Raw genomic sequence first — 7,995 nt, forward strand, 5'->3', positions numbered from 1 at the left:
GTGAAAAGATGGGGGAGGATTCTGTTCAGGGAGGGATTAAGTTCTAAAAGAACTTTGCAGAGAGAAACAATTGATACTTATATCATATAGAATTATGGATATAAAAGAGAAGTAGTAGAAATTGAGTTATATTTCTACTGTATCATTATATTCTCACCGCTTCTGTGCGGATTATGAATATATTTGCACTATACTTCCTCCTTACCTTCTCCTTACTTCCTCCTTACCTACTTCTGACTTTCTCCTTCTTATAGCATAAGGAGAAAGTCAGAAGTAGCTAAAAAAAAGATAAAAGTCGGATATGGAACTGAAGCGAATGAATATGTATTGAAAAAATACAAAATAGCATTTTATACCTCATTCTTGCACGGTAATATAGCATCAATACTATAAACCATCTGGGGCAATCTCTGTAGTAATTCCTGATATAACTTCTTCCCATGAAAGAGGAGTAATGCCAAATACATAGCTCTGGCCAGAACGGAAAGGTTCCGTCAATTCAAAATTTTCATAAGAAATGCCGCCGGGAATAGGAGATTTACTTGCCCAGTAGGTATAACGACCGTTTACTACCCCTTCTAATTCATTACTTGGTTTAGGACAATACCAATATTGAGTAGCCTTTTTTCCTGTATATTTCCAATGTGTGTGGGTATCCTCGGCATAAACCGCTTTAGCAGGGTCTTCTTCATCAGGAGAAGCGATGAACCAGGCACCTCCGTTCTTATCTTTTATCATTTCAGATAAAGGGGTATGGTTATGTTCTGTAAAATTGCTTTCCTTATAAGTTGGCCATAACTGACCGGCCTTTTTGTTTTTTCCATTTGCAAGATGCAATGTTCTGAGTCGAGCCTTGTTGCCCATTGTCGCTGTAAGTATAAATCGGCTTAGTTCGCCAGACTCCTCAGTAGTATATCCGGTTATCTCAAATTCGTAAGGTTTTCCCGCTGTGAATTTAATTCGTACATAAACATCTGCTCCATTATCAAATGTCTCGCAGAAGAGATACACGGTCAAAGTCTCGACTCCATTTTCATTGGATATGACTCCATGCGCCGGATAATATTTATCGGGAAAAGAAGGCGCCTCAGGTGTATCACTACTCCAAAAGCGCTTTCCGCGAACATCATCCAGCTCACTCCACTCCAATTCGGACAGTCCTCTGGTGTTTTTTGCTTTATCTATGGGTTCGAATGCAATAAAGTTAGTTACCACAAAATTATCATGCCCTAAATAAGGAGTATAAATACGTATCAGTCCACGTGGACCGTCGAGCGGGGCAATCCCTATCCGGATGCCATTGGCAAATCCCCATATCGGTTGCGCTTTGGTGTTTTGGGCAGGCTGCACCCATATCCCGTTTTCTTCCGGAACTGCTAAAGTTTTAGGATCAATTTTCAAATCAGTTTGTCCGTAGCAAAAATACGTTCCGGCTACAAAAAATAAAATGGCAAATAGAATCTTGGTTTTCATTGTCTTAAAGATTTAAATTAGTTTTTTATATGATGTTTATGGCAGTTTACAGTGATTTCACGCTGCAAATATAAAATTGTTATAACGAATTAGCAAAATAATTTGCTATTTTAATTTTTATGTTTATATTTGCAGCGTACTAAAGTACTAAATAGTACATTATCAGTAGATAAATGAAAAACATAGTATTCTACTATAGCAAAAACGTTATACTGAAAAACATATGTCAGCACTAAAAAAAGTATCGCTAAAAGACATTGCTGAAGCCGCAGGAGTATCAACAGCACTGGTTTCATTCGTACTGAACGGTAAGAAGAAAGAATATCGTGTAGGTGAGGAAACAGCCAAGCGTATATTGAAGATAGCTCAGGAAATGAACTATCAACCCAATATTGCCGCTAAGAGCCTTCGTAGTGGGCGGACTAAAACAATTGGCGTAGTGATATCTGACATATCCAACCCTTTTTTCTCACAATTAGCCCGTATACTGGAAGACGAGGCAACGAAACGTGGATATACCGTCCTGTTCGGTAGTTCTGATGAAGACACAGAGAAAATGAACCGTGTTGTGAGCAACCTTATTAATAAAGGTGTAGATGGATTGATTATTGTTCCCTGTGAAAATTCGGAAAAGTCCATTGCTTCATTGGTAGATAACAATGTTCCCATTGTTCTTTTCGACCGCTATTTCCCCGAAATAAATGTCAGCTATGTAGCTCTAAACAATTATAATGCAACTTATACCGCAACTAAATATCTATTGGATTCAGGTTATAATGCCCCCTGTATAGTGGCTTATGATATAAATCTGATTCATATGAAGGAGCGTATTCGCGGATATAAGAAAGCAATGGAGGATGCCGGCAAGAAACGATTGGCAAATGTCATTTTCCTGAAACAGGATGCTCCAAGAAAATCGGCCGACCGTTTATTGCCCAAAATGATTGAAGGAGGAGCAGATGCATTTCTGTTCGCGACAAATATGATCTCAATAGCCTGCTTATATACCATAAAGGATTTGGGACAGGAGGTTATTAATAAAATAGGATTAGTAGGATTTGATGGTACTCCCGCATTCGACTTTTTCAGTGCGCCTATATCCTATGTTCAACAACCCGCAGAAGTATTGGTACAGAAGGCGCTTGGAATACTGATAGACAATATTGCTAATGGTAATACTGTGCAGTCGGTACTTGCTGATGGGGTATTTATAGAAATAACCCCTTAACCGGGGCTATTTTTTTTTAATATTTGCTTAATCGATTTAGTTAATTAACAGTATTAATCTATATAAATCTATTTACCCATGACTCATTCAAGACTTATCGGTGGAAAGCCGAAAATTGGTATTCGGCCTATTATTGATGGCCGTCGCGGTGGCATCCGCGAATCACTGGAAGATATGACCATGACTATGGCCCATAAAGTAGCAGAGCTTTATTCTTCATCTTTACGTCACAGTGATGGCACACCTGTGGAATGTATCATAGCAGATACCACTATCGGCGGTGTGGCTGAAGCAGCTATGGCAGCAGAGAAATTCCGTAATAATGGAGTAGGAGTAGTACTCTCTGTTACTCCCTGTTGGTGTTACGGATTCGAGACAATTGACATGGATGGTGAAATGCCGAAAGCCATCTGGGGATTTAACGGAACCGAGCGTCCGGGCGCTGTTTATCTGGCTTCTGCCTTGGCAGGACATACACAGAAAGGATTGCCGACATTTGGAATTTATGGGCGGGACGTACAGGAAATCGGTAATACGGAAATCCCGGAAGATGTGCAAGAGAAATTAGTACGTTTTGCCCGCGCAGGTCTGGCTGTTGCAACCATGAAAGGTAAATCTTATCTTTCGATAGGAAGCGTGTCCATGGGCATTGCCGGTTCTATCCCCAATCCGGATTTCTTTCAGGAATATCTGGGCATGCGTAATGAATATGTAGATGCCAGTGAGATAGAGCGTCGTGTTCAGTTGGGTATTTATGATCACGAGGAATTTGACCGCGCCATGGCATGGACGGAAAAGTATTGCAAAAGCAATGAAGGAAAGGATTTCAATCCGGAACATCTGGTATATTCCCGTGAAGAAAAGGATGCGCGTTGGGAATACGTGGTAAAAATGACTCTTATTTTCCGTGACATGATGATTGGTAATCCTAAATTGGCAGAGATGGGCTTTAAGGAAGAAGCAATGGGGCATAATGCCATCGCCGCAGGCTTCCAGGGGCAACGTCAGTGGACAGACTTCAAGCCGGATGGTGATTTTACTGAAGCTATACTGAATAGCTCATTCGATTGGAACGGTATTCGTGAAGCATTTACTTTTGCTACGGAAAATGACACATTGAACGGTACTTCCATGCTTTTTGGACATTTATTATCAAATACGGCACAGATATTTGCTGACGTACGTACCTATTGGAGCCCGAAGGCAGTGGAACGGGTAACCGGCAAAAAATTGGAAGGCAAAGCTGTCAATGGTTTCATTCACCTCATTAACTCAGGTTCTTGCACGCTGGACGGAACAGGACTTCAAACCCGTGACGGAAAACCTGTAATGAAACCTTTCTGGGAAATATCTGAGGAAGAAGTTGAGGCATGCCTTGCTGCAACCACATGGTATCCGGCTTCCCGCGAATACATGCGTGGCGGTGGATATTCTTCTCAATTCCTGACCCGTGGTGAAATGCCTGTAACCATGTGCCGGTTGAATCTTGTAAAAGGACAGGGACCTGTACTTCAGATAGCTGAAGGTTGGGCGGTTAATCTGGATGAGGATGTTTTCAAGGCTATCAATGAGCGTACCGACCGTACATGGCCTTCCACTTTCTTTGCTCCACGCCTGACAGGTAAAGGTTGTTTCCGCGATGTATATACCGTTATGAATCGTTGGGGTGCCAATCATGGCGCTATCAGCTATGGTCATACGGGTGCTGATTTGATTACACTGGCTTCCATGCTCCGTATTCCCGTATGCATGCACAATGTTCCTGAGGAAAACATTTTCCGTCCCAGCGCATGGTCTGCCTTCGGTGAAGACGTGGAAGGTAGTGATTATAGAGCTTGCAAAAATTACGGACCTCTCTATAAATGAAAAACATGAGAATTATGTTGCAACTAATCAATTTGAAAAACACTCTGCTTGTAGGTGCGGTTACATTACTCGCATCTTGCAGCGGACAAAAAGAAGTTAAGATGGGAAGTTATGCTTATGATGCCCAATTTCTGAAAGAGAATGGCATAGAATACACTGAACTGGTTTCTGCCGATGGAAATTCTAAAGTCATGATTGTTCCGGCATGGCAGGGGCGGGTGATGACTACTTCGGCTTCCGGTGACGAGGGCGATAGCTACGGATGGATTAACTACCGCTTTATTTGTGAGGGAAAGGTCAGCCCGCAGTTCAATCCTGTAGGAGGTGAAGAGCGTTTCTGGTTGGGTCCCGAAGGCGGCCCGTTCTCACTCTATTTTAAGGAGGGACAGGAGCAGGTTTATGATAACTGGGTAGTTCCCACTGTGCTCGACACGGAAGCCTTTGCCATTAAGTCACAGGATGATAGCAGTGTTCATTTCGTGAAGGACACCCGTCTGACAAATGCTTCAGGTACTACTTTCGACATGAATATCGACCGTACGGTGTCATTGATGAATACTGATGAAGTGGCTGCGGATTTCGGTATACAACTTTCACAAGGTATGAAAATAGTAGCTTATAAGAGTGAGAATAAGATTACTAATACGGGCGATAGCGCATGGACAAAAGAGGGCGGACTGGTGTCGGTATGGATGCTCGGCTGTTTTAATCCCACACCTACCACTACCGTCTTTATTCCATATAAGGAAGATGCGGAAGGGACGATTGTAAATGATGAGTATTTCGGCAAAATCCCGGCAGATAGGTTAATTAAAGAGGAAGGTATCATCTATTTCAAGATAGATGGAAAATATCGTTCAAAGTTAGGATTGCCGGCTTCACGCGCAACAAGCCTGTGCGGAAGTTATGACTCGTCAAAAGGTGTACTGACTATCTTGTGGTGCAGTCTGCCCGAAACTCCTTCAGCTTATGTGAATGGACAATGGGGACCACAGGAAGACCCGTTTGCGGGTGATGTCATCAACTCTTATAATGACGGTCCGGTGGAAGACGGCTCTATCATGGGACCTTTCTATGAGATTGAAACATCTTCTCCGGGAGCGGAACTTGTACCGGGTGCATCGTTGGTACATACACAGAAAGTAATCCACATACAGGGTGAAGACGGACAGTTGGCTCCTATCGTACAGAAATTATTCGGAGCAGATTTGAATGTAATTAAGACAAAGTTTCAATAGGGTAACTATATAATATCAAAATTCGTATGGAATCGAATCGAATAATACCGAAAGGAATCCTCTTTCCGTTCATTCTGCTCACCACGCTGTTCTTTGCCTGGGCTGTGCCGAATAATCTTACGGATACCATGCTCGCCGCATTCAAGCGAATCATGAGTATCAGTGACTCGAAAACTGCCTGGATACAAGTGGTGTGTTATCTATTGGGCTATGGATGCTGTGCCATTCCGGGTGCATTATTTATCAAGAAGTACACTTATAAGTCCGGTGTAATGTTGGGACTTGGTTTGTATGCTTTGGGTGCCTTATTGTTCTATCCGGCAATGCTTTGCTCCGGAATAAACGTTGAGTTCAGTTTCTTCATGTACCTGCTGGCCATTTTTGTTCTTTTTGCCGGACTTTCCGTATTGGAAACATCAACCAATTCGTATGTATTGGCAATTGGTCCTGAGAGTACAGCTACACGCCGTTTAAACCTATCGCAGGCATTCAATCCGTTTGGAGCAATTACGGGAGTAGTGATTAGTCAGATTTTCATTCTTTCGCAATTGAACATGATGACTGCTTCAGAACGTAGCCAACTCCCGGCTAGTGAATTGGCTGCCATCCAAGGTCAGGAATTAAGTGCTGTCACTATGGCGTATGTAGTGCTTGGATTGGTGATGTTGGTTCTTTTAGCTGCTATTTGGATTACCAAAATGCCTAATCTTAGCGAAAAGGGAGAAAAAGTTGAATTTGGCGCCACTTTCCGCAGGCTCATGAAAAATAAGAATTATGTGTGGGGCGTAGTTGCGCAATTCTTCTATGTAGGTGCACAGATAGCTGTGTGGTCATTTGTCATTCGCTATGCTATGCAGCAGTTGAATTTTGACGGTGTGTTGGCTTCTCTGGGCAATACGGCTTCTGCCGATGCAGTTGTAGATGCCTTGCGCAATGTAGAACCTGTATCTGCCGCATTCTATAATGGTTGCGAATGGCTTGGATTGAATGACTTGTTGCCTCGTACGGCCGAACAGGCAGCCGCGACTTATTACATTATGTCGCTTATCCTCTTTGTCGCTATGCGCTTCCTATGTACAGGGATGATGAAGTATGTGAAAGCCTACAAACTTTTGATAGGTCTCGCTATTCTTGCCGTACTATGCTGTGTAGGTGCTATGCTTGGTAAGGGTAGTTTCGGAGTATATTGCCTGATGGGTATTTCCGGATGTATGTCACTGATGTTCCCAACCATTTATGGCTTTGGACTTACAGGATTGGGAGAAGATACTAAAATCGGAGGTTCGGGCATGGTAATGGCCATTGCAGGTGCGGCGCTCTTGACTCAAATCCAAGGAATTGTGTCTGATCAGACCGGTAGCATTATGGCTGCATATATTGTTCCGGCTATAGCTTTTGCGGTTATTGCTTACTATGGATATTTCATTGCAAGAAAACAGGAATTAGCAATTAAATAAGAATTCACATGATAGAATCTAATAAGAAATATGTCATTGGACTTGATTTCGGTACGGATTCCTGCCGGGCATTAATAGTGGATGTGCGCAATGGAGATGAAGTTGCTACGGGGGTAAGTTTCTACCCCCGTTGGAAAGCAGGTCTTTACTGCGATGCACAGAGTAATCGGTATCGCCAGCATCCGCTGGATTATATTGAATCTATGACGGAAGCTGTGCACACTGCTTTATCCCATCTGACAGAAGAGGAGATAGCTTCTATTTGTGGGTTATGTTTTGACACCACTGGCAGTACACCTGCATTGACTGATTGCAATGGGATGCCATTAGCCTTGAATCCTGAATTTGCAGAAGAGCCGGATGCCATGTTTATCCTTTGGAAAGACCATACGGCGGTTCGTGAAGCCGAGCAGATAAACGCTCTCATGAAGGAACGTAATCTTGACTATTTACTCTACGAAGGAGGTACTTATTCTTCAGAATGGGTATGGTCAAAAGTTTTACATGTCATCAATACTAATTCTAAAGTAAAAGAGGCTGTTTATTCATGGACAGAGCATTGTGATTGGATGACAGGTTTGGTTACAGGGAACACAATTCCGGAAAAAATGCTTCGTAGCCGTTGTGCAGCAGGGCATAAAGCTATGTGGCACGAAAGCTGGTTACTTTCTTCTTCCGAAGTTCTTTTAGAACTTAATCCCTCCCTGAACAGAATCCTCCCCCATCTTTTCAC

Annotated in this window: 5 protein-coding genes and 1 pseudogene; 5 read left to right on the forward strand and 1 reads right to left on the reverse strand. The window is 42.7% G+C overall.

All coding sequences use genetic code 11. The features are described from left to right. Nucleotides 1–387: 387 nt before the first annotated feature. On the reverse strand, nt 388–1,473 hold the full coding sequence (locus QZ135_RS23885) for a hypothetical protein (protein WP_294615495.1): 1,086 nt from the start codon (nt 1,471–1,473) through the stop codon (nt 388–390). A 223-nt stretch (nt 1,474–1,696) separates the two neighbouring features. Here QZ135_RS23885 and QZ135_RS23890 point away from each other — a divergent pair, with 223 nt between their 5' ends. The 5 genes and pseudogenes from QZ135_RS23890 to QZ135_RS23910 all read left to right on the forward strand — a co-directional run. After that, nucleotides 1,697–2,701 (forward strand): LacI family DNA-binding transcriptional regulator, encoded by a 1,005-nt coding sequence (locus QZ135_RS23890; protein ID WP_294615497.1) that lies wholly within the window; start codon nt 1,697–1,699, stop codon nt 2,699–2,701. 78 nt (nt 2,702–2,779) lie between these two features. Beyond that, entirely contained in the window at nt 2,780–4,567 is a 1,788-nt protein-coding gene (locus tag QZ135_RS23895) for an L-fucose isomerase (protein ID WP_294615499.1), read from the forward strand. A gap of 14 nt (nt 4,568–4,581) precedes the next feature. Beyond that, nucleotides 4,582–5,805: a DUF6786 family protein gene (locus QZ135_RS23900; protein WP_294615501.1), complete on the forward strand. Its 1,224-nt coding sequence runs from the start codon at nt 4,582–4,584 to the stop codon at nt 5,803–5,805. Nucleotides 5,806–5,831: 26 nt separating this feature from the next. Next, nucleotides 5,832–7,262, forward strand: coding sequence for an L-fucose:H+ symporter permease (gene fucP, locus QZ135_RS23905; RefSeq protein WP_294615503.1), 1,431 nt, complete (start codon nt 5,832–5,834; stop codon nt 7,260–7,262). Between the two features lie 8 nt (nt 7,263–7,270). Next, nucleotides 7,271–7,995, forward strand: a pseudogene (locus QZ135_RS23910) (ribulokinase); the annotation flags it as partial.

Source organism: uncultured Bacteroides sp., assembly GCF_905207245.1.
GTDB lineage: Bacteria > Bacteroidota > Bacteroidia > Bacteroidales > Bacteroidaceae > Bacteroides.

Bases quoted from the DNA above. Each gene is read 5' to 3' on its own strand.
- fucP (WP_294615503.1), top strand. From the start codon at position 5,832: ATGGAATCGAATCGAATAATACCGAAAGGAATCCTCTTTCCGTTCATT.
- QZ135_RS23900 (WP_294615501.1), top strand. From the start codon at position 4,582: ATGTTGCAACTAATCAATTTGAAAAACACTCTGCTTGTAGGTGCGGTT.
- QZ135_RS23885 (WP_294615495.1), bottom strand. From the start codon at position 1,473: ATGAAAACCAAGATTCTATTTGCCATTTTATTTTTTGTAGCCGGAACG.
- QZ135_RS23890 (WP_294615497.1), top strand. From the start codon at position 1,697: ATGTCAGCACTAAAAAAAGTATCGCTAAAAGACATTGCTGAAGCCGCA.
- QZ135_RS23895 (WP_294615499.1), top strand. From the start codon at position 2,780: ATGACTCATTCAAGACTTATCGGTGGAAAGCCGAAAATTGGTATTCGG.